Genomic DNA, 21,565 nt, shown 5'->3' with positions numbered 1-21,565 from the left:
ATCAGCTATCTCTTAGCTGTCAAACTCTTCTTTTAGTATTTTCATAACATCTAGAATTGTTTCCTCTTCTAAATCTGTTCTTCTTACTAAATCTTCTACTTCATGTTTCAAGATACTTTTTGCAGTATCTAAACCTATTTTAGCAAACTCTTCAATTACCCATTCTTCGATTTCATCTGAAAATTCTGTTAATTCAACATCATCCTCATCTGCAACAGTACCGGCAACATCTCCTTCACGAATAACATCTAATTCATAACCAGTTAATTGACCAGCTAATTTGATATTGTGACCACCTCTACCAATTGCTTTAGAAACCTCTTCTAATTTCAAGAATACTTCAGCTCTTTTGTTATCTTCATCAATTTTGATAGAAGAAACTTTTGCAGGGCTTAATGCTCTTGTAATAAACAATTGAATGTTGTTTGTATAATTGATTACATCAATATTTTCATTTCCTAATTCACGAACAATTCCATGAATACGAGAACCTTTCATTCCCACACAAGCACCTACTGGATCAATTCTATCATCATAAGAATCAACAGCTACTTTTGCTTTTTCTCCAGGAATACGAACTACATTTTTCACTGTAATTAAACCGTCGAAAACTTCTGGAATTTCTTGTTCAAATAATTTTTCTAAGAACTTTTCTGAAGTTCTAGACATAATAATTTGAGGTTTATTTCCTTTTAATTCAACGCTTTCAATAATACCGCGAACATTATCTCCTTTACGGAAAAAGTCAGATGGAATTTGTTTTTCTTTTGGAAGAACAATTTCATTTCCTTCGTCATCAACCAAAATAACTACTCTAGGACGTACGTGATGTACTTCTGCTGTATAAATATCACCGATAATATCTTTAAATTGTTTGTAAAGATTTGTATTATCGTGCTCATGAATTTTAGATATTAGATTTTGGCGAAGCGCTAAGATAGCTCTTCTTCCTAAATCAATCAATTTTACTTCTTCAGAAACCTCTTCTCCAATTTCAAAATCCGCTTCAATTTTTCTTGCTTCAGTCAATGTAATCTCCTCATTTTCAAAATCAAGATCCTCATCGGCAACAATTACTCTTCTTCTCCAAATTTCCATATCTCCTTTATCAGGATTTATAATGATATCGAAATTTTCATCTGAACCGTATTTTTTCTTTAATGCATTTCTAAATACGTCCTCTAAAATTGCCATAAGCGTTACACGATCAATAAGTTTATTATCTTTAAACTCTGAGAATGAATCGATTAATGCTAAATTTTCCATGCGAATTTTTTAATTAAAATTAAAATGTTACCGTAACAACTGCCTCTTTAATTTCTGTATAAGGTATTTGTTGCTCTTTTTGAACTGTTTCTTTTCCTTTTCCTACTTTTTTCGGTTCTCTTGCTTTCCAAGACAAAATTATAAAAACATCATTAGCTTCTATCAATTCTGCCTCGATTTTTTCAGTATTTGTAGTAACAATCAGCGTTCTACCAATATTTTTCTTGTATTGTCTTATTAATTTTAAAGGCGACCCTACTCCAACTGATGCTACTTCAAGCGAAAAATCCTGCTCTTCACGATCCAGATTATTCTCTATTGCACGACTAATATCGATGCAATCTTGCAGTGCCACTCCATTATCACCGTCTAAACCAACACTAATTTTAAAAGAATCCGAAACTGCCAAATCAATCAAAAAGATAGATGGTTTTTCCAGAAGAGCTTCCGTAATTAATCCGTTTACTTTTTCTTTAAATGTCATAATTTTATAAAAAGAGGGGACATTTAGTCCCCTCATTATTTAGATTTTAATAAATAACAGTGCAAATATAGTGATTTTTTTATAAATCAAATAAATTGATTGCTCTAAAAATATTTCTTATCTTTATATAAGCATTAAAATACTGAATTATTCATACAATTAATCCTCAAAACTATGAAACGAATTTTAGTACCTACCGATTTTTCAGAACATGCAGAAGACGCTTTAAAAGTCGCCGCGCAAATTGCTAAAAGAAACAATTCCGAGATCATTATTTTACATATGCTCGAATTACCACATCAAGCAAACGATGCCATTCTGGGCGGAATCAGCATTCCCGAAAGCATGCTTTTTATGAAAAAAGCCAACGAAATGCTGGACGAAGTTTCTGCAAGGCCTTATCTGGACGGATTAGAGGTTACCGAAATCGTAAAAATGGACAAACCAATACACGGTATCATTCAAATCAGCAAAGATCATGATGTAGATTTAATCGTAATGGGCTCACACGGTTCTTCTGGTGTCGAAGAATTATTAATTGGATCTAATACTGAAAAGGTTGTTCGAAATTCAGAAATACCCGTTCTAGTCATCAAGGAAAATATTTCGAATTTTAATGCTACTAACATTGTTTTCGCTTCTGATTTTTCAGAAGAAGCAAAAAAACCTTTTGAAAAACTTTTAAATTTTGCAAAATTCTTTGACTCAAAAATACACCTTGTAAACATATGCACTCCTAACAGCTTTAAACCTACACACGTTGCCGAGAAAGCCATTAATGAATTTGTAGATCAGTTTAGCATCACCAATTACACAGCTCAAACCTACAATGACACCAATATTGAAAAAGGAATTATTAATTTCTCTAACAAAATAAATGCCGACATAATAGGAATGTGCACTCATGGAAGAACTGGTTTTGCACACTTTTTTAACGGAAGCATAAGCGAGGGATTAGTCAATCACGCTGTAAAACCTGTAATTACCTTAAAGATTTAAATAATAATCACAACTTAAAAAGCTTCTCAAATGAGAAGCTTTTTTTTTACAACAAATTAAGAATTAAAGACTTGTAACACAATCTTCAATACATATTACAACCCTAACAACCTACGTATCTCTTCTACAGTAATACCAAGATACGCCGCAGCCGCATCGAGATTACCACCTAAAAAGTCTACTATTTTTACCACATCATCAACCCAGCCTCCCCCTTGCACTAATTTCATCTCAGAAGAATCTAACTCTGTAAAATTCAATTTTTTTAAATTGTCCATAATTTCAATCAATTAAATTATTAAATCAGTTAAGAACAAAAAAACACTGCAGTATTTTTTTTTGCAATATCAAATAATATATAAAATACTAATATACAGATAGATAAAAATAATTTCTTAATCAAAAAATAACATTTAACCTGATTAAAAACCTGATTTTACAAGTATGAAAACCTGAATTAAAATTTACAGCATAAAAAAAGCCTCTCATTTCTGAGAGGCTTTATGTTGGTCTACTAGGACTCGAACCTAGAAAGACTGCACCAAAAACAGTTGTGTTACCATTACACCATAGACCAGCAGTGCTGTTAAGCGGGTGCAAAATTAGAACTTTATTTAGTTTATGCAAATTTTTAAGGTATTTTTTTTTGCATAAAAAAAGCCTCTCATTTCTGAGAGGCTTTATGTTGGTCTACTAGGACTCGAACCTAGAAAGACTGCACCAAAAACAGTTGTGTTACCATTACACCATAGACCAGCAGTGCTGTTAAGCGAGTGCAAATTTAAGGCTTTATTTAGTTTGTGCAAACTTTTCGAGCAAAAAAAATGATTTTTTTTGCTTTTTTTAATTTAAAAACCCCCTATAACTACAGAAACACTTAATATACAATGCATTACTTTTTGGAGATAGTTTTGTAGAATTTTTTGTTAATGCTCGTTTCTTTACACAAAAAAACATTTTCTTTGTAGGATAGAAAACATTCAAATTTTTAACACCTAAATATGGCACAATTCAATTTCAATAAATGGAATACAATTATTGGTTGGTTTGCATTTGCAATCGCTTTAATTACTTACACTTTAACAGTTGAACCTACAATGAGCTTTTGGGATTGCGGAGAATATATCGCTACCGCTGCCAAACTTGAAGTAGGCCACCCACCGGGAGCTCCTCTTTTTCAAATGATGGGTGCATTTTTTGCAATGTTTGCGATTGATGCCCAGCATGTAGCTCTAATGGTTAACATGATGTCTGTTTTTTCTAGCGCTTTCACTATATTATTTATGTTTTGGTCTTCATCTATGATCTTAAAAAAGATTGTAGCTCGTTTTGCCGAGATTGATCAAAATAATTCGATTGTTATTTTGGGAAGCTCTTTTGTTGGAGCTTTAGCTTATACTTTTTCCGACAGTTTTTGGTTTAATGCAGTAGAAGCCGAGGTTTATGCTATGGCATCTTTATTAATTGCATTGCTTTTTTGGCTTGGCTTACGCTGGGAACAAGACATGGACAAACCAAAAGGAAATAAATGGCTTTTAATTATTTCTTTAGTTGTCGGACTTTCGTTTGGAGTTCACTTTATGGCTCTTCTAACTATTCCTTCTATCGGATTTTTATACTATTTCAAACATTACGAAAAAGTTACTATTAAGAACTTTCTAATTGCCAATGTTGTTGTTATTGGAATCTTATTATTTATTTTCAAATTACTTCTTCCATTAACCATGGCTTTTTTCGGAAAAACCGAAATCTTTATGGTAAACAGCATGGGACTTCCTTTTAATTCAGGAACCATATTTGTAGCGTTGTTATTTATCGCTTTCTTTTATTTTGGATTAAAATTTACCAAACAAAAAGGCTTAATATTTTACAACACTATAATATTATGTATTTTATTCATCCTGATTGGTTTCTCTACTTGGATGATGCTTCCTGTTCGTGCGAATGCTAATACGGTTATCAATGAAAACAAACCTTCAGATGCTATTGAGGTTTTAGCGTATTATAATCGTGAACAATATGGTGTAAATCCTTTGTTTTATGGGCCTCAGTATACTGAAGTTTTTTCTGGACTTGATGCTAAAACACCTTATTTAGATAAAAAACCTAACTACGAAAGAGATTATAAAACTGGTAAATATATTATTACTAATAACTATAAAAACGCAGAGCAAAATTCTGATGACAATCAGAAAACAATTCTGCCTAGAATGTGGAGTACAGATACCCCTCACATTCAAAATTATATCAACTTTACAAATCCTCCGAAATTCAAAATCAACCCTAATTATGATTATGAAGAGGATTTAGCTAAATACGGAATTGACCCAAGCCAGTTAAGCGAAGATGAATATAATAAAGCTACTGCTCAATTACGCAATGAAGTTGAAAAAACTGTTTCTGAATTTAGACATGCTTACGCTCAAAAACAAATTGATAACGAAGGTTATGTTAAATTCCTGCAAAGCTACAAGGACTATTTAATTATTGAAAAACCAACTACAGCAGACAATTTTGGTTTTATGTTCGAATACCAATTTGGATATATGTACTGGAGATATTTGATGTGGAATTTTGTTGGACGTCAAAATGATGTTCAAGGTAAGTATGATAATTTAGACGGAAACTGGATCAGTGGTATTAAACCTTTAGATTCTATTCATTTAGGATCACAGGACAATTTACCTTCAGACGTATTAAACAATAAAGGACGTAATGTATATTATTTCCTTCCATTTATCTTAGGTTTAATTGGTTTAATGTACCACGCAAATAAAGATCTAAAAAGCTTTTATGTTCTTTTGGCTTTATTCTTATTTACAGGAATTGCATTAAAAATATATTTGAACGAAAGACCTTTTGAACCTCGCGAAAGAGATTATGCTCTTGTTGGCTCCTTCTATGTCTTTGCGATCTGGATTGGTTTTGGTGTTTATTCACTCTATGAAAGTATTCAAAAATATCTGGCTCCCAAAATTGCAGGACCAGTTATTATTGCAGGAAGCTTACTGGCTGCTCCTATTTTAATGGCTGCTCAAAACTGGGACGATCATGACAGATCTAACAGATATACAGCTTTAGCAATGGCAAAGGCTTATTTAAGTTCTTGCGATAAAGATGCTATTTTATTTACTATTGGAGACAACGACACATTCCCGCTTTGGTACGCACAGGAGATTGAGCATTTCAGGACAGATGTAAAAATCGTAAATACAAGTTTATTTATGACTGATTGGTACATCGATCAAATGAAAGCCAAATCGTATGAATCTAATGCGCTTCCTATTTCTTTTACCCATGATCAATATGTAGGAGACAAACTGGATTATGTTGCTTATATTCAAAAAATTGACACTCGCTGGAATCTTAATGACTTTATAGATTTTATCAAAAATCCTAAATCAACTGTTGGTTTACAAAATGGACAAACAATTCATTTCTACCCAACTAACAAAATTAGAGTGAACGTTGATAAAAATACCATCATCAAAAACAAAGTGGTTAATCCTAAATACAATGATTCTATTGTTCCTTATTTAGACATTAATATTAAGGGAGGCGCTTTATACAAAAACCGATTAATGATGCTCGATATCTTAGCTAATAACAATTGGAAAAGACCGATTTATTTTAGCGGAGGTGCTTTTGATGATGAAGATTATTTATGGTTAAAAGATTATCTGCAGTTAGACGGAATGGTTTACAAATTGGTTCCTATAAAAAATACTCCTTCTAAAGATGGAGGTCCATTAGATATGGGACAAATAGATGCAGATAAAATGTATGATATTGTAATGAAATGGGATTGGGGTAACAGCGAAAGCGAAAAAATTTACCATGACCCTGAAACAAGAAGAAACAGTATTACTTATCGCACGAATCTTTCAAGATTGATGAACCAGCTTATTGAAGAGGGTAAAATTGACAAAGCTAAAAAAGTCATTAATTTAGCTATAACCAAAATGCCTTTAGACAAATTTGGCTATTATTCTTTAGTTGAACCTTTTGCCGATGGTTATTATAAAGTTGGCGAAACTGCAAAAGCACAAGATCTTTTAAACAAATTGGTTCAAAAATACAAAGAGGATTTAAACTATTACAGTACCTTAACTCCTTCTGACCAAACTGATTTAGCAGTAGATATTATTACAGATATTGAACGTTACAGAAGTTTACTGCATGTTATGCAGGACAATAAAGACACTGCTTTTTACAACAAACATAAAACGACATTTAATACTTATGTAAATGTTTTTGAACGTTTTGGACGCGAAAAAGAATAGATAATATACGAAAATCTTAACAATTAAAAAAATGCAGCGCTGTTTGATAAATAGCGCTGCATTTTTTAATTTTACGTACAATGTAAATTCAATTCAAGATGAGCTTTTATTGGGTAAAAACAAATTCATTTATAAAAAGGGTATTTTCTAAATATTGCTGGGACATTCCTAACAATGAAAAGAAAATATACCTAACTTTTGATGACGGCCCTACTCCAGAAATTACTGACTGGGTTTTATCTGAATTAAAAAAATTTGATGCAAAAGCTACTTTTTTCTGCATTGGAAAAAACATTAAAGCCAATCTAGCTTTATTTGAAAAGCTAATTACAGATGGTCATTCTATTGGAAACCACACCATGAATCATGTTAATGGATGGAAAATTCATACCAATGAATATATTGAAAATGTAAAAAACTGCGCAGAGGTTTTAGACGAACAAGAAAAAACTCCTAATCGTTTGCTGTTTCGTCCTCCTTACGGAAAAATCAAAAAAGCGCAATCGAAAGTGCTAAGAAAATTAGGCTATAAAATAGTAATGTGGGATGTTTTGAGCGCTGACTTTGATCAAAGCATCACTCCTGAAAAATGCCTTGAAAACGTAACAAAAAACGTAAAATCTGGCAGTGTGATTGTTTTCCATGACAGTATTAAAGCTTCTCCAAATTTAAGATTTGCTTTACCGCGAACACTTCATTTTTTAAAGGAAAACGGGTATAAATTTGACATTATTCACTAAGACAACATCAAAAAGAAAGTTTTAGACGTTAAATTGTTCTTGAACAATTCCGATTATAGTATTCGCATCAAGCTCTCCAGACTGTCTCCAAATCATTTGTCCCTCCTTATAAATCATTAAGGTTGGAAGTCCTTTAATACGAAGTGCTTCTGCTAATTCCTGATTTTTATCTACATCAATTTTAATCACTTTAGCTTTATCACCAAGCGCTGCAGCAACATCCTTAATCACAGGATGCATAGAAACAGAAGATTCATTCCAATCGGTGTAAAAATCAATTAACACTGGAACTTGAGCATTTATTAGTTCTCCAAATTTTGACATAAAACCAAAAATTTTAAGTTTTTTAAATCTATAAAAAGAAATAAATATAATACAAATTTAGCATTTTTAACGAATTAAGCGACATTACGGCCTTTTTTTAGTTCAATAACTGTTATTTCGGGCATAATACCAACTCGTCCTGGATAGGCATGAAAACCAAATCCACGGTTAACATAAACGTATCTTCCAACATTTTCGTACAAGCCTGCCCATTGTTTATAAATATATTGTGCCAGACTCCATTTAAAATATCCTGGAATTTCAATTCCGAACTGCATACCATGTGTATGTCCAGCAAGAGTCAGGTGAAAGTTCTTTGGATGATTTTTAATTTCAGCCTCCCAATGACTTGGATCATGGCTCATTAAAACTTTAAAATCATCTTGATTGACACCATCCGAAGCTTTATTAAGATCTCCAGCTTTTTTAAAATTTACGCCCCAGTTTTCTACACCAATAAGAGCAATTTTATCCTCTCCTTTTTGAATATAAGTATGTTCGTTTAGTAAAAGTTTAAAACCGATTTGATCGTATAATTTTTTAATCTGCTGAAAATTTTCGTCTTTTTCTTTTTCAGAAGGCCATGTCACATATTCACCGTAATCATGATTTCCTAATACCGAAAACTTTCCATATTTATAATCTTTAATACGGTTAAAAGTCTCCAGCCAAGGATGCATTTCTTTTGCATGTGTATTTACAATATCTCCCGTAAATAAAATCATATCTGATTCCTGTGCATTGATCAAATCAATAGCATAATTTATTTTTTCTGGATTATCGAAGCTTCCGCTGTGAACATCTGAAATCTGAATGATTTTAAAACCATCAAAAGCATCTGGAAGATCTGGAAAAAATATTGTTTGTTTAAAAACTTTGAAATTATATTTACCTTCAAAAATTCCATAAATCAAAGACAAAAAAGGAACTGCCGCAAGACCTAAAGCAATTTGACTCACAAATTTTCTACGATCTGGCATCATCTCTTTTCTTGGAGTATTGTAAATGAAGTAATTCAATATACTTGCTCCTATTCTAAAAATATCCTCTCCAAACATTACCAATGTCAGCACAATCTTTGGCACATAGACCAAGAGCATTAAACCCATAGTAAACATGGTCTGCTTGGTTTGCCCAACAGATCGATCAAACTGTGTGAAAGAATAAATGATAAAAATTAAAAGCAGTAAGCTTATAACTTGGTAACTTACTAAAGCCCATCTAACTTTAATTAAAGTTCGAAAAGCCTGATACGAATAAAACTCAATAAATAAGAAAAGAGCGCATAGAATTACAAAACGAAAAATCATTTGTTATAGTTTTAAGCAAAGTAACAAAGAATGGAAATTTTATAGCTTTTTATTATAAAAAATTTAACGCTATTAAAAAATAAAAAAGCTGAAAGATGGCTCTTTCAGCTTTAATCTACCAACCTTTTAAAACTATTTTAGTCTACGACAATTAGTGCCGTTTTATTTTGCTTTTGGTGCTTCTGCTTTTGTATTTTCAGCTTTTTTCTCACCTTTTGCTTTTTTGTGTGCTTTTTTATCTTGTTTAGGAGCTTTTGCTTCTTTTGTTTGAGTTGCTGGCGCTGGAGTTGTTTGAGCGTTTACCATTGAAAATGTTCCTAATACTGCTACTGCTAAAATTGCTAATTTTTTCATGATCTGATTTTTTTTGATTATTATTTCATTATTTATAAGTCAAAGATATAATCGTAAAATGAAGACAAAATGAAGATAAAGTCTTACAACAAATTTTAACTTTTAATTAGCTTTTTCAAATAATAACGTAAAAACAGTTCCTTGGTTTAAAATAGATTCAACCTTGATTTGAACACGGTGAAAAGAAGCAATACTTTGAGCAATTGGAAGTCCTAACCCTTGTCCTTCTTGATCTGAGCTGATTCGTGCAAATCTGCTGAATATTTTTTCCAGCTGTGATTCTTCCATTCCAATTCCAGAATCTTTGACCGAAATAAAATAATATTCGTCAACAAATCCGTCTTCTATAAAAATACTGCCTTTGGGCTTATTGTATTTTATGGCATTTATAACCAAATTATAAATAAGAATATGAATTAAGGTTTTGTTGCCTGTAAAAACAAAATCGTTTTGCATTCGATTTACAAACTGAATTTCTTTGTCATCAATACGGTCTTCTAAATCTTCTTGCAAATCCAGAACTACCTCACGCAGATTAATTTCTTCATTTGCTTCATATTGATTGTTATCTATTCTAGAAATAAGCAATAAATTATTGATGATTTTTTTTAGCATATCTAATGTCTTTAATGAGCCTGCAATTTTATCGACTGCGTTGTCATTTAAAGATTCGTTCTGCAATAAGTTTTCAAGTTTGTTTTTAAGCAGTGCAATTGGCGTTAGAAGTTCGTGCGAAACATTAGAAATGAATTGTTTTTCTTTTTTAAAAACTTCTGAAATACGATCCATCATTTGATTTAAAACAAAATCAAGTTCGCGGAAATCTCTTGAACCGGCTTTTATCGGAGTATGATCAAATGCATCTGGTTCGTTTACCCGTCTGATTTTTGTATCAATGATTTTATAAAAAGGTTTGAGAAGATATTCAATATAAAACGTATCAGCCAAAAAAGTAATAAAGAGTATCACAACAAAAACCACAATAATAAAGAATCGAATAACAAAAGTTAAATCATTTACTTCACTAAGGCTGCTCCCAATTTCCAGTTGATAATCTTGGCCCTCATAAGTAAAATGATGCTGCAAAATTCGGTATTCATTTTCTTCACCTTCAATTTCACGATAATCATTGCTAAAAGTTGTTTTTTTCTGATGTGGTTTTATGGGCACGCGGGACAGTACTAAAAACTCGCTGTGAAGAGTCGAAAACTCTGAAAAAGTCTCCGTGGAATCATTTGGATTTTCTATAAAATCATTGATTTCTTCTTGGTTCAAATGTTCAATAAATTTCTTCTTTTTCTCCAGCAGACTATTATTAATATGATGATAAACTACATTTTCTACCAAAATAGGGAGCATCAGCCATAAAATCAAAATCACCAACAATCTTGTCAGTGCATTAAAAATAGCTAATTGATGTTTTATCTTCACAAAAATTGATTTATTCGTTTATACGATATCCAACGTTTCGAACGGTTTCGAACCAATCTATAGGTGCGTGTTTGTCAAGTTTTTTTCTGAGATTTCGAACATGGACATCAATAAAATTAGAATCTGAATTTACTTCTAAAATATCTCCCCAAATATGTTCGGTAAGCTGCAAACGAGTAATTACCCGATTTTTATTTAAAACCAAATATTGAAAAATATCAAATTCCTTTTTCGTAAGATTGATTGGATTATCATTGAAACTTACTTTGTAATCTTGCAGCTGTAATACAAAGCCATTAATAGAAAGTGTATTTAAGGTAAAGCCGTGTATTCTTCGAATAACAGCAAACAATCTGGCGCCAAGCTCTGTTAACGCAAAAGGTTTTGTTAAGTAATCATCGGCACCTAAATGCAGACCATTAATTCTATCATCAAGCTCCCCTCTTGCCGTTAACACAATAACCGCCATTTTTGATTTTGTTTTTCTAACAGTCTTCAATACCTCAAAACCATCTCCGTCAGGAAGTCCTAAATCTAACAGCATCGCATCATAATCATTACTGCTAAACTCTTCTAAAGCATCGCTGCAGGTATGCGTGATTTTACATATATATCCTGCATTACACAAAAAATCATAAACCTCTACCGCAAGTTCACGATTATCTTCAACAATCAAAATATTCATAAAAAATGTGCTTAAGCGAAATTAAAATTAATCATTTAAAAGAAGAAAAATCTGCATTATTAAAACATTAACGAAAAAAGCTGACAAATTTCTTCATCAGCTTTTACCACCTTCATTCTTCATAATTATCCTTCCTGTTTTGCTTCCTTACAATCTTCGAAAACAAAACAAAAAGCAACATTATTTTTTCACTTTTGCAGTTTCTGTTTTTGGGGCTTCATTTTTTGAAGCTTCTGTTTTTTCTGATTTTGCTTTTTTATCAGATTTGTGTTTAGGATGTTTTGTTGCTTTCACCTCTTTAGCTGGAGCTTCTTTTCCATTTTTTGCTGGAAAAGCTTGAACCATTGCACTTGTTCCTAAAACTGCTACTAATAACATTAATAAATTTCTCATGATTTCTAAGTATTTAAATTAATAACTTTTTATTTTACAGATCAAAATTACCTTCGAAAAATGAAGAGATCATGAAGAAATCAACGAATAAAAAAATTTAACTTGATATTAACTCTTTGCATTTTTTCTACCATATAATATAGAACTTCATTTTAGCGCGGTGTATTTAAAGTTTATGAATATCTGCAAAGTTAAATACCCTTATATAACTTATGTGATGAAAAAAAATCTTATTAGTCTAATTTTTAAAAACCCAATTGTTTATTTTTACAGACTAATATTTTTTATATGTCAACTCAAAAACGTCTTTTTCTTCTAGATGCTTACGCATTAATTTTTCGTGGTTATTATGCCTTTATAAAAAACCCGAGAATCAACTCAAAAGGAATGGATACATCTGCAATTATGGGATTTATGAATTCCCTTTTAGATGTTATTAAAAGAGAAAAACCAGATCATTTAGCTGTTGCTTTTGACAAAGAGGGAAGTCAGGTAAGAACCGAAATGTTTGCTGAATATAAAGCCAATCGTGATGCAACGCCAGAGGCTATTAAAATTGCCATTCCTTATATTCAAGAATTATTAAAAGCCATGCACATTCCGATTATTGAAATCGCAGGATGTGAAGCCGATGACTTAATTGGAACAATTGCCAAACAAGCCGAAAAACAAAATTATAAGGTTTACATGGTAACACCTGATAAGGATTTTGCACAATTGGTTTCTGAAAATATTTTTATGTACAAACCTGCCCGAATGGGTAACGGAATCGAAATTTGGGGAATTCCTGAGGTTTTAGCCAAATTTGAAGTGGAAAGACCTGAACAAGTAATTGATTTTCTTGGAATGATGGGCGACGCCGTGGATAATATTCCTGGATTGCCTGGTGTTGGTGAAGTAACCGCTAAAAAGTTCTTGAAAGAATTTGGGACAATGGAAAACCTTTTAGAAAACACACATTTACTAAAAGGAAAAATGAAAGAAAATATCGAAGCTAATAAAGACAAAGGTATTCTCTCTAAAAAACTGGCCACTATTATATGTGACTGTGATGTTGTTTTTAATGAAGACGACTATGAACTTTCACGTCCTGATATCGAAAAAACAGATGCTATTTTTCAGGAATTGGAATTTAGAAGAATGGCTGAGCAGTTTGATAATTTATTTAAAGTTGGAGGCGGAAATGAATTAGCAAGTTCTACTCCAGCATCTGATGCCAAATTATACAAAAAGCCACAGCCTAAAAACGAAGATCAATTTGACCTTTTTGGCGGAGGCGGAACCACTTTAGACGAAAGCGCTGAAGCTGCTAGAAATTCATTTTACAATACTTTAGAAAATACTGAACATTCTTATCAAACTATTCAAGGTGATTTAGGAATTAAATTGCTTCTACAGAATTTACAAAAACAGACTTCTGTTTGTTTTGATACAGAAACCACAGGAATCGATGCTTTGCATGCAGAACTTGTTGGAATGTCTTTCTCATACGAAAAAGGAAAAGCATTTTACGTTCCGTTTCCGGAAAGCCAGGAAGAAGCACAAGCTTTAGTTGACAAATTCGTTCCGTTTTTTGAAAATGAAAATATTGAAAAGATCGGGCAAAACTTAAAATACGATTTAAAAATTCTGGCTAATTACGGCGTTACTGTAAAAGGAAAACTTTTTGACACCATGATTGCGCATTATTTGATTAATCCAGATATGCGTCATAATATGGATATTTTAGCAGAAACGTATTTAAAATATTCACCAAAATCAATCGAAACTTTAATTGGTAAAAAAGGAAAAAATCAGCTTAACATGCGTGATGTTCCTTTAGAAGATATTAAAGAATATGCTGCTGAAGACGCCGATATTACTTTACAATTAAAAGAAATATTTACAGCTGAACTAGACAAAACAGAAACTAAAAAGTTATTTGATGAAATCGAAATTCCGTTAGTAAGCGTTTTAGCAGCGATGGAAACTGAAGGAATTCGTCTTGATGTTGATTTCTTAAAACAAATGTCTACAGAGATGGATGTTGAAATCAAATCTTTAGAAGAAAAAATATACGAAACTGCCGGCGAGAAATTCAATTTGGCTTCTCCAAAACAATTAGGAGACATTTTATTTGATAAACTTAAAATTGGCGGCGCAAAGCAAAAGAAAACCAAAACGGGTCAATATGCAACTGGAGAGGAAGTCTTGACTTATTTAGCTAATGACAATCCAATTGTAAAACAAATTTTGGACTGGCGTCAAATGGTGAAACTGCAAAGTACTTACATCATGGCTTTGCCGGAACAAGTTGACAAAAAGACTTTACGCGTTCATACGGATTATATGCAGACTGTTGCTGCAACAGGACGTTTAAGTTCTAATAATCCGAATCTGCAAAACATTCCGATTCGTACCGAAAGAGGCCGTCAGATTCGTAAAGCATTTGTTGCTCGCGATGAAAATCACACTTTAATTTCTGCCGATTACTCGCAAATCGAATTAAGAATTATTGCCGCTTTAAGCGGAGAAGAAAATATGATTGCTGCTTTCCAAAATGGAGAAGATATTCACAGAGCTACGGCGGCAAAGGTTTTTGATGTGGCCTTAGAAGAAGTTTCGCGCGAACAAAGAAGCAACGCTAAAACGGTAAACTTCGGAATTATCTACGGTGTTTCTGCCTTTGGTTTAAGTAATCAAACTTCTTTATCACGCGGTGAAAGTGCCGCTTTGATCGATGCGTATTACAAAACCTATCCGAGATTAAAATCATACATCCAAGATCAGGTTGAATTTGCTCGTGAAAATGGTTACGTACAGACAATTTTAGGACGTCGTCGTTACCTTAAAGATATCAACTCTGCAAATGCTGTTGTTAGAAGTGCTGCCGAGCGAAATGCTGTAAACGCACCAATTCAAGGAAGTGCGGCAGATGTTATCAAAATTGCAATGATCAATATTCATAAAAAATTACAAGACGAAAACTGGAAATCGAGAATGCTGCTTCAGGTGCATGACGAGCTTGTGTTCGATGTTCATAATGATGAACTCGAAAAAATCCAGCCAATGATTAAACACGAAATGGAAAATGCATTTAAAATGATAGTTCCGTTGGAGGTTGAAATTGGAATAGGTAAAGACTGGTTAGAAGCGCATTAATTATTTTAGATTTCAGATTGTTGATTTTAGATTTATAAATCTACGCAATCTTGTCCTTGCGAGGAACGAAGCAATCTCATTTGATGAAGTAACTTTGTGCCTCATTATTATTGAGACTGCTTCGTTCCTCTCAAGGACAGAAATTATACACACAAAAAAAAAGGACTATTCTTTCGAATGGTCCTTTTTTATCTATAATATTTTATTGACTAAACTTTTCTAGTCGACTCTCTTTCTTTCAATTTCGTCTTAATTACGATGGTTTCATATTCTGAAATTGTTCCTTCTGGTTCTTCTAATCTTTCGATTAATCTTTTTGCTGCAGTTTCTCCAATTTCAACACCATGCTGGCTTATTGTAGTCAAACTTGGCGACAAACGTCTTGAAGCTAAAATTCCGTCTGCGAAACCTATTATTGATATATCTTCTGGAACTCTATATCCTTTTTTCAAACTTACTCTTAAAGCTGCAACTGAATCATTTTCATCCAAAGCAAAAATTCCGTCGATTTTATGATCAAAAAGTGAATCTATTTTGGCTTTCATATCCTCTTCAGAATCTGTACGAAGAATAATTTTTTCGTTTACCGGAATATTATTGTCTTTTAAAGCTTTCAAATATCCGTCTGCTCTCAGTTTCCCAACACTCAAATTATCTACAGAAGAAATCAGTGCTATATTTTTACAACCTAAATTAATTAAATGCTGTGTAGAGTTTAAAGCTGAATCGAAATCATCTACAACCACTTTATCACAGTCCACTTCGTCAGCAATACGGTCGAACATTACTATTGGAGTTCCATCATTAATTATTTCAGAGAAATGATTGTAGTCCTGCAATTTTTGAGCTTCTTGAGAAACAGACAAAATAAATCCGTCGATAGTCCCGTTGCTCAACATCTCTAAAGTATGAACTTCTTTTTCAAGAGATTCATTAGAAATACAAGTAATTACATTATATCCTTTTTTATCGGCAACTTTCTCAATACCGCTAAAAACTTTCGCAAAGAAAGAATTTAGAATATTCGGAATAATAACTCCAATGGTTTTGGTTTTACGATTCTTTAAATTCAGACCAATAACATTCGGCTTATAATTTTTGAGTTTGGCATACTCCTTAATCTTCACCTTCGTCTGCTCACTTATTTCCGGACTGTCGTTAAGCGCTTTTGACACTGTAGACACAGAAACTCCTAGTTCCTTCGCAATTTGTTTTAGAGTTGCTTTAGCTTTCATCTAATAAAAGTTTATGTAATTAATACAAATATAGTAGAATTACCGAAAATAAAACAAAAAACAACTACCAGTATTTGAAATTATATGCTCAATTCGAAATAAAATAAAAAAAGAGGATTTTTCTGAAACCGTACCTACAAAAATTTCGTTAATAAGCTTAATACAATGTTATTAACCTTAATAAAAACCTAGATTATGAAAAACGAAGTTAAAATTCATGAAGTTGATCCTTCACTGAATAGCAGAAGGAGCTTTCTTAAGCTCAGTGGATTAACATTAGTGACCACAGGTTTAGTTTTAGCTGGCTGCAGCGACAATGATAACGATAACCCAATGGAAGACACTTCTTTACCTGGAGTAAGAAATGGTGTTTTTGATTTAGGCTCTGGTGATTTTGGAGTCCTAACCTACGCTTACGCTTTAGAGCAGTTAGAAGCAGATTTTTATACTAAAGTTGTAAACGCGAGCAGTTTCAATACTGTATTTAATGATATAGAACGTCAAGTTCTAACAGATTTATATCATCATGAAGTAGTTCATAGAGATTTTTTCAAAGCTGCTTTGACTGGAGCACTTCCTGATCCAAATTCTCAATTACTTCCTTCTTTGGCTTTTACTTATGGTTCTTTAAATTTTAATAACCGTACCGAAGTTTTAGCAACTGCAAAAGCACTTGAAGATACTGGAGTTGCTGCTTATAATGGAGCAGGAAAATTGATCAAAACGGCTGACTACTTATTATTAGCTGGAAAAATTGTTTCTGTTGAGGCCAGACATGCTTCAGCAATTAGAAGTTTAATTAATCCGAATTCAAAAGATTTTGCCGGAGATGATATTGTAAATATGTCAACAGGTTTAGATGATGCTAAAGATCCATCTAAAATCCTGCCGATTGCAGCCAATTTTATTACTACAAAATTTACAGCTAAATACCTTCCTTAATCTTAACCAGTAAAACTTAGAAATTATGAACATTTTAAAATTTATAGAAACCTTTACTGACGACAATTTAATGAAAAGCACAGGCTCAAGAAGAGACAGTTTTTCGCAGTTTGGGAATATCGGAAAAAATTTAGCCTTAGCATCAATCCCATTCGGATTATCGGCTCTAACTAATAAAGCATTCGCTAAAGATATTACAGCAACACCTGCCACTCCTATTGGGGCTTTGCAATTTGCATTAACATTAGAATATCTTGAAAATGAATTTTATGCTATGGCATTAGATTCTGGAGTAATTCCAGCATCTGAAAATGGCGGACGTGATTTAAAAGTATTTCAGCAGATCGCTGCTCACGAATCTGATCATGTGAAATTTTTGATCGCAGGACTTGGCGGTACAGCAAGTGCTAATTTTGTACCAAAACCTACATTTGACTTTACAGTTGGCGGCGCTTTTGATCCTTTTAATGATTATCCAACCTTTTTAGCTTTGGCACAAGCTTTTGAAGATACAGGCGTACGAGCCTATAAAGGACAAGCCGCAAATCTTATTACTACACCAGACTTATTAACAGCAGCACTTCAGATTCATTCTGTTGAAGCTCGTCATGCTTCTGAAGTCAGAAGATTGCGAGGTTTAAAAGGATGGATATCCAATTCTGACCGAGGCGCTGGCATGCCGGCAGCCACACAAGCTGTTTATGATGGTGAGGGTGTAACGATGCAGGCTGGCTTCAATACTGCAACAGCATTTGGTGCAGCAGCTGGCTCAGAAGCTTATGACGAACCATTAACTACACAACAAGTAGTCGATATTGCCAATATTTTTATTGTCTAATATTTTTTTTTCTAAAAATGCTGAACCGTCTTACTTTAATGTGAGACGGTTTTTTTTATGACTTGATTTATTAAAAAACTGAAGCCCTGATTTTCAGTACATAAAATATTCTTTTCAGGTATTTGGTTTTAAAATAATTAATTGTACTTTTGCATCCCCTTTATTGGGGATGGAATGTTTAATTAAAATAATATTATGGACGCATTAAGCTACAAAACAGTTTCAGCTAGCAAAGCCACTGTAACTAAAGAGTGGATTGTTGTTGACGCTGAAGGTCATAACTTAGGACGTCTTGCTTCTAAAGTTGCAATGATCTTAAGAGGTAAGTACAAGCCAAGTTACACACCGCACGTTGACTGTGGAGATAACGTAATTGTTATCAACTCAGAAAAAATTAACCTTACAGGTACAAAATTGAATGACAAAATTTACATGCGTCATACAGGTTACCCAGGAGGACAAAGAACTTTAACTGCTAAAGTATTGCAAGCTAAAAACCCTGCATTATTAGTAGAAAAAGCTGTAAAAGGTATGTTACCTAAAAACAAATTAGGAGCAGAACTTTTTAGAAATCTAAATGTTGTTGTAGGATCTGAGCACAAACACGGAGCTCAAAAACCTAGAACTGTTAACCTAAATGATCTTAAGTAATGGGAGTTATTCACAAAATCGGTAGAAGAAAAACCGCTGTTGCACGTGTATACGTTTCTGAAGGAACAGGAAATATCACTGTAAACAAAAAAGAATTCGCAACTTACTTTCCAACTGCAACTTTACAATACAAAGTTTTACAACCATTGTCTATGACAGAAAATGTAAACAACTTTGATGTTAAAGTAAACGTTTACGGAGGTGGTACAACTGGTCAGGCAGAAGCTGTAAGAATGGCATTAGCACGCGTAATGTGTGAAGTTAACGCTGAAAACAGAGGAATCCTTAAACCAGAAGGTTTATTAACAAGAGACCCAAGAATGGTTGAACGTAAGAAATTCGGTCAGAAGAAAGCTCGTAAGAGATTCCAATTCTCTAAACGTTAATATTACCTGTCTTGTTCAAATGGGACAAGACATTATCAATTATTTATTGAAATTAAAAAACACAGTTATTGTTGCTCTCCTATCGAGGTAGGATATAGTTTAGCATCTAAATGGGTTGAGTCTTAAAGTCGAAAGTCTTAAAGTCAATGCTCGAAGCCTAAAGCTTACAGCTTAGCGCCTAAAGCCAAAACACATTGCTAATCAACAGAACGTAAACTAGTACAAAAATGGCAAACAAAATAGAAGTAAAAGAATTACTAGAAGCAGGTGTTCACTTCGGACACATGACTAGAAAATGGGATCCAAACATGGCTCCTTACATTTATATGGAGCGTAATGGTATTCACATTATCAATCTATATAAAACTGCAGCTAAAATTGAAGAAGCTAATGAAGCTTTGAAAAAAATCGCTGCATCAGGTAGAAAAATTTTATTCGTAGCTACCAAAAAACAAGCAAAAGACATCGTTGCTGATAAAGCAAAAGCTGCAAACATGCCTTACATCACTGAAAGATGGCCAGGTGGAATGCTAACTAACTTCGTAACTATCAGAAAGGCAGTTAAAAAAATGTCTTCTATTGATAAAATGAAGAAAGATGGTACTTTCAACACTCTATCTAAAAAAGAGCGTTTGCAAGTTGATCGTCTACGTGCTAAATTAGAGAAAAACTTAGGTTCAATTGCTGATATGTCTAGACTACCTGCAGCATTGTTCGTAGTAGATATCAAAGCTGAACACATCGCAATAAAAGAAGCTCAAAAATTAAACATTCCAGTTTTCGCAATGGTTGATACGAATTCTGACCCAAGAGAGGTTGATTACGTGATTCCAGCAAATGATGACGCTTCTAAATCAATTGACAAAATTTTATCTTTAGTAACTACTGCAGTAATCGAAGGTCTTTCTGACAGAGGTTCTGAAAAAGAAGTTGAAACTGCTGAAGAAGCTGCTCCTGCTGTTGAAGCTGAAGCTGCTGCTCCTGCAACTGAAGAATAAATCAAATTTTAAATTCCAAATTTTAAATTCCAAAATCCAAGAAAAAAAATTAAAAACATTATGTTGATAATTTATTAAAATTGGAGTTTGGGATTTAAAAGCTGGAATTTTTACTTTTAACATTAAAATTCAAAATATTATGGCAACAATTACTGCTGCAGACGTAAATAAATTAAGACAATCTACAGGTGCCGGAATGATGGACTGTAAAAAAGCTTTAGTTGAAGCTGATGGAGATTTCGATAAAGCTATACAAGTCCTTAGAGAAAAAGGACAAAAAGTTGCTGCTAACCGTTCTGACCGTGAGTCTTCTGAAGGAGCTGCTGTTTCTTTTGTTAATGCTGACCACACTAAAGGAGCTATTTTAACTTTGAACTGTGAAACAGATTTCGTAGGTAAAAATGAGGCTTTCGTAACTTTAGCTAAAGATTTAGTTGAAAGAGCTATTAACTTCTCTTCTAAAGAAGAATTCTTAGCTTCAGATTTCAATGGAATTACTGTTGCTGAAAAATTAATCGAGCAAACTGGTGTTATCGGTGAAAAAATCGAAATCGGTGGCTTTGAAATTTTAGAAGGTGCTTTCGTTGGATCTTATGTTCACGTAAACAAAATTGCTGCTTTAACAGCTATTTCTTCTCCAATCGCTAATGCTGAAACTTTAACAAAAGATGTTTCTATGCAAGTTGCTTCTATGGGAGCTGATACATTATCTTACAAAGATTTTGATCCTGCTTTCGTTGCTTCTGAACTTGCTGCTCGTATTGCGGTAATCGAAAAAGAAAATGAAGAAGCTGCACGTTTAGGAAAAACTTTAAAAAATGTTCCTAAATACATTTCTTACTCTCAATTAACTGAAGAAGTTTTAAAACAAGCTGAAGAAGACGCTAAAGCTGAATTGAAAGCTGAAGGTAAACCAGAACAAATTTGGGATAAAATTGTTCCAGGAAAAGTACAACGTTTCATCTCTGACAACACTACTTTAGATCAAGAAAAAGCTTTATTAGATCAAAACTTCATCAAAGATGATAGTAAAAAAGTTGGTGATTATGTTAAAGGATTCAATGTTGAAATTACAGGTTTCAAAAGAGTTACTTTAGGTTAATAT

Annotated in this window: 20 protein-coding genes and 2 tRNA genes; 10 read left to right on the top strand and 12 right to left on the bottom strand. The window is 33.0% G+C overall.

The features are described 5' to 3' along the window. Positions 1-12: 12 nt before the first annotated feature. The gene (gene nusA, locus QMG60_RS07520) at positions 13-1,266 is read right to left on the bottom strand and encodes a transcription termination factor NusA (protein ID WP_057117460.1); all 1,254 of its coding nucleotides are present in this window, start codon (positions 1,264-1,266) and stop codon (positions 13-15) included. A gap of 19 nt (positions 1,267-1,285) precedes the next feature. Then, positions 1,286-1,750, bottom strand: a complete 465-nt coding sequence (gene rimP / locus QMG60_RS07515) for a ribosome assembly cofactor RimP (protein ID WP_057117677.1) — start codon at positions 1,748-1,750, stop codon at positions 1,286-1,288. Between the two features lie 174 nt (positions 1,751-1,924). Here rimP and QMG60_RS07510 point away from each other — a divergent pair, with 174 nt between their 5' ends. Continuing rightward, the gene (locus QMG60_RS07510; RefSeq protein WP_134139349.1) at positions 1,925-2,749 is read left to right on the top strand and encodes a universal stress protein; all 825 of its coding nucleotides are present in this window, start codon (positions 1,925-1,927) and stop codon (positions 2,747-2,749) included. Positions 2,750-2,844: 95 nt separating this feature from the next. Here QMG60_RS07510 and QMG60_RS07505 read toward each other — a convergent pair whose 3' ends face one another. The 3 genes from QMG60_RS07505 to QMG60_RS07495 all read right to left on the bottom strand — a co-directional run bounded on the left by QMG60_RS07505 (position 2,845) and on the right by QMG60_RS07495 (position 3,505). Beyond that, positions 2,845-3,027 carry a hypothetical protein gene (locus QMG60_RS07505; RefSeq protein ID WP_281867373.1) on the bottom strand — a complete coding sequence of 61 codons (183 nt, stop codon included), beginning with the start codon at positions 3,025-3,027 and terminating at the stop codon, positions 2,845-2,847. A 228-nt stretch (positions 3,028-3,255) separates the two neighbouring features. Continuing rightward, positions 3,256-3,326 (bottom strand) — tRNA-Gln (locus tag QMG60_RS07500). Between the two features lie 108 nt (positions 3,327-3,434). Then, positions 3,435-3,505 (bottom strand) — tRNA-Gln (locus tag QMG60_RS07495). A 245-nt stretch (positions 3,506-3,750) separates the two neighbouring features. On the opposite strand from QMG60_RS07495, the gene QMG60_RS07490 reads away from it, so the two are divergent. Further along, a complete protein-coding gene (locus tag QMG60_RS07490) occupies positions 3,751-7,032 on the top strand; it encodes a DUF2723 domain-containing protein (protein ID WP_281867372.1) in 3,282 nt (1,093 codons plus the stop codon). Positions 7,033-7,130: 98 nt separating this feature from the next. Then, the gene (locus QMG60_RS07485) at positions 7,131-7,772 is read left to right on the top strand and encodes a polysaccharide deacetylase family protein (RefSeq protein ID WP_057117464.1); all 642 of its coding nucleotides are present in this window, start codon (positions 7,131-7,133) and stop codon (positions 7,770-7,772) included. Between the two features lie 21 nt (positions 7,773-7,793). On the opposite strand, the gene QMG60_RS07480 is transcribed toward QMG60_RS07485, so the two are convergent. From QMG60_RS07480 to QMG60_RS07455, 6 genes are all read right to left on the bottom strand, one after another. Beyond that, positions 7,794-8,096, bottom strand: a complete 303-nt coding sequence (locus tag QMG60_RS07480; protein ID WP_008466807.1) for a thioredoxin family protein — start codon at positions 8,094-8,096, stop codon at positions 7,794-7,796. A 74-nt stretch (positions 8,097-8,170) separates the two neighbouring features. Then, on the bottom strand, positions 8,171-9,406 hold the full coding sequence (locus QMG60_RS07475; protein WP_281867371.1) for a metallophosphoesterase: 1,236 nt from the start codon (positions 9,404-9,406) through the stop codon (positions 8,171-8,173). Between the two features lie 162 nt (positions 9,407-9,568). Beyond that, entirely contained in the window at positions 9,569-9,760 is a 192-nt protein-coding gene (locus tag QMG60_RS07470) for a hypothetical protein (RefSeq protein WP_281867370.1), read from the bottom strand. 102 nt (positions 9,761-9,862) lie between these two features. Then, positions 9,863-11,191 (bottom strand): HAMP domain-containing sensor histidine kinase, encoded by a 1,329-nt coding sequence (locus tag QMG60_RS07465; protein ID WP_281867369.1) that lies wholly within the window; start codon positions 11,189-11,191, stop codon positions 9,863-9,865. Positions 11,192-11,201: 10 nt separating this feature from the next. Further along, positions 11,202-11,876: a response regulator transcription factor gene (locus QMG60_RS07460; protein WP_281867368.1), complete on the bottom strand. Its 675-nt coding sequence runs from the start codon at positions 11,874-11,876 to the stop codon at positions 11,202-11,204. Between the two features lie 180 nt (positions 11,877-12,056). Then, positions 12,057-12,269, bottom strand: coding sequence for a hypothetical protein (locus QMG60_RS07455; RefSeq protein WP_281867367.1), 213 nt, complete (start codon positions 12,267-12,269; stop codon positions 12,057-12,059). A gap of 288 nt (positions 12,270-12,557) precedes the next feature. Between QMG60_RS07455 and polA the strand changes: the two genes are divergently transcribed. Beyond that, positions 12,558-15,410, top strand: a complete 2,853-nt coding sequence (polA, locus tag QMG60_RS07450; protein WP_281867366.1) for a DNA polymerase I — start codon at positions 12,558-12,560, stop codon at positions 15,408-15,410. Positions 15,411-15,619: 209 nt separating this feature from the next. Here the strand turns inward: polA and QMG60_RS07445 are convergent, their stop codons facing one another. Continuing rightward, positions 15,620-16,645 (bottom strand): LacI family DNA-binding transcriptional regulator, encoded by a 1,026-nt coding sequence (locus tag QMG60_RS07445; protein ID WP_134139338.1) that lies wholly within the window; start codon positions 16,643-16,645, stop codon positions 15,620-15,622. A gap of 195 nt (positions 16,646-16,840) precedes the next feature. Between QMG60_RS07445 and QMG60_RS07440 the strand changes: the two genes are divergently transcribed. The 6 genes from QMG60_RS07440 (at position 16,841) to tsf (ending at position 21,562) form a co-directional block, all read left to right on the top strand. Next, the gene (locus QMG60_RS07440) at positions 16,841-17,587 is read left to right on the top strand and encodes a ferritin-like domain-containing protein (RefSeq protein WP_134139337.1); all 747 of its coding nucleotides are present in this window, start codon (positions 16,841-16,843) and stop codon (positions 17,585-17,587) included. Between the two features lie 25 nt (positions 17,588-17,612). Beyond that, positions 17,613-18,425, top strand: a complete 813-nt coding sequence (locus QMG60_RS07435) for a ferritin-like domain-containing protein (protein WP_057117473.1) — start codon at positions 17,613-17,615, stop codon at positions 18,423-18,425. Between the two features lie 195 nt (positions 18,426-18,620). Beyond that, positions 18,621-19,076 carry a 50S ribosomal protein L13 gene (rplM, locus tag QMG60_RS07430; protein WP_057117474.1) on the top strand — a complete coding sequence of 152 codons (456 nt, stop codon included), beginning with the start codon at positions 18,621-18,623 and terminating at the stop codon, positions 19,074-19,076. Beyond that, the gene (gene rpsI, locus QMG60_RS07425) at positions 19,076-19,462 is read left to right on the top strand and encodes a 30S ribosomal protein S9 (protein ID WP_012023687.1); all 387 of its coding nucleotides are present in this window, start codon (positions 19,076-19,078) and stop codon (positions 19,460-19,462) included. The genes rplM and rpsI overlap by 1 nt, the downstream gene beginning before the upstream one ends. A gap of 227 nt (positions 19,463-19,689) precedes the next feature. Continuing rightward, a complete protein-coding gene (gene rpsB / locus QMG60_RS07420; RefSeq protein WP_057117475.1) occupies positions 19,690-20,460 on the top strand; it encodes a 30S ribosomal protein S2 in 771 nt (256 codons plus the stop codon). A 139-nt stretch (positions 20,461-20,599) separates the two neighbouring features. Further along, positions 20,600-21,562: a translation elongation factor Ts gene (gene tsf / locus QMG60_RS07415; protein WP_113677488.1), complete on the top strand. Its 963-nt coding sequence runs from the start codon at positions 20,600-20,602 to the stop codon at positions 21,560-21,562. Positions 21,563-21,565: the final 3 nt, after the last annotated feature.

Source organism: Flavobacterium sp. GSB-24, from assembly GCF_027924665.1.
Classification (GTDB): Bacteria; Bacteroidota; Bacteroidia; order Flavobacteriales; family Flavobacteriaceae; genus Flavobacterium.
The sequence above is the reverse complement of the archived record's forward strand: the minus strand, read 5'-3'. Positions and strand labels throughout refer to the sequence as shown.